Origin of the sequence: Acinetobacter sp. Q186-3 (assembly GCF_013420655.1) — a bacterium.
Classification (GTDB): domain Bacteria; phylum Pseudomonadota; class Gammaproteobacteria; order Pseudomonadales; family Moraxellaceae; genus Acinetobacter; species Acinetobacter indicus.
Window position 1 is genome coordinate 1 of the sequence record NZ_VOXS01000049.1, and the last position, 1,482, is coordinate 1,482.

Below are 1,482 nucleotides of genomic sequence, written 5' to 3' on the forward strand. Positions count from 1 at the left end.
TGTTATTCCCAAGTAGAAATGTCCTACCTTAAAACCAAATAGAAATGTCCTATACAGACATTTCCAAGTCAAGCACAGGATTCAGATTTCGTTGTTGAATTGCTGTTTTCTGTGCACGTCTTCTTGGCATAGATTGAGAACGATTGCGTTTGTATTGCTGTTCCAATTCTTCATGCTGTTGTTGAATATGATTGAGAACAGCACCTAAACGTTTATTCTCAACAATCTCTCGCTGGTTCAGCTGACTTAATTTATCGAAGATGCTGTAATTGATTTTTCTTCCCTGATATTCAATCGCGACTGTACCATCCGGGTATTCTAGGAACTCAAGATACTTACCAATCAATCTTTGGTTTTCTTCCGTGTTTTCCAGGAGATATACGCATTTATCATAAGTAATCGTCAGGCTATTCGTGACTCTGCGGGGTTCACGCCAAGTAAAAACATCATCTAACTCCTCAGCAGTTTCAGTAACAGTCCGGTGTAAATCCTTGGGATTAAAAGCCATCTTGGCGAACTTCTGATTGAACTGCTCAATGAAGCAGGGTAGCCAGGCATTCGCTTGCTCAATCGAACAGATGCCTTCCAGGCGCATTTCTTTGATCAGACGGTCCTGAAGCGTTCTATTGGCCCGTTCTACACGGCCTTTGGCCTGTGGTGAATTAGCGAAGATAATATCGATATTCAGGGTGCTGAGTACGCGCCCAAACTGGGTAATCTTGGTGTCTTTCTTACTGCTTTGATTCACCCTGAAGACTGAATGTTTATCGCTGTAAAATGCCAACGGCTTACCATGCTGCTCAATATACAAACGTGTTGAAATCATATAGTCAAAGGCTGATTCTGATTCACAGAAGCGTAAATGCTGCAATTTTCCTGTGGCATCATCGATAAACACCAGCAGACAGCATTTAGGGGCTCGACCTTCAAACCAGTCATGGTGTGAGCCATCAATTTGAATCAGTTCACCATAACAGTCCCGGTTATAACGAGGCTGATACGGGCGTTTCAGATGCTTGGATCGAGGAATCCATAAATCGGCTGCAATCATCCAAGAACGTAGTGTTTCCACCGAAATGTCGAATCCATGAATGGTAGTGAGCTTTTCATGCGCTAAAGTGGGTCCGAAACCATGCAGTTGATCCGAAACAATATTGAGGCACTTGAGTCTGAGTTCTTCAGGAAGCCTGGAGTTGCTGATTTGACCACGACCGGCATGGGCTAATGCAACTGGGCCTTGAGCTTTGTATTTCTGCAGTAAGCGTCTGATCTGACGCTCTGAAATATGAAGTAACTGAGCAGCCTGGGACTGGGTTATGCGTTGATCACAGATTTCCTGCAAGACCGACAATCGTTTAAGTTCTTTATCCGACATAGACACCAACATATCAAACCGTCCGCTAAGGAAATTGCAAAAATGCATATTCTAAAAGCGGACATTTTTACTTTGGAGAAACCGGACATTTCTATTTTGGGCTTACA

General features: G+C 43.2%; 1 protein-coding gene. It reads right to left on the minus strand.

From position 1 onward, the window contains the following. Nucleotides 1-49: 49 nt before the first annotated feature. Nucleotides 50-1,375, minus strand: a complete 1,326-nt coding sequence (locus tag FTT64_RS14315; protein ID WP_160232252.1) for an ISNCY family transposase — start codon at nt 1,373-1,375, stop codon at nt 50-52. Nucleotides 1,376-1,482 lie beyond the last annotated feature (107 nt).

What these genes read in the sequence shown, in the direction of transcription:
- FTT64_RS14315 (WP_160232252.1), bottom strand. Translation starts at nt 1,375, where the DNA reads ATGTCGGATAAAGAACTTAAACGATTGTCGGTCTTGCAGGAAATCTGT.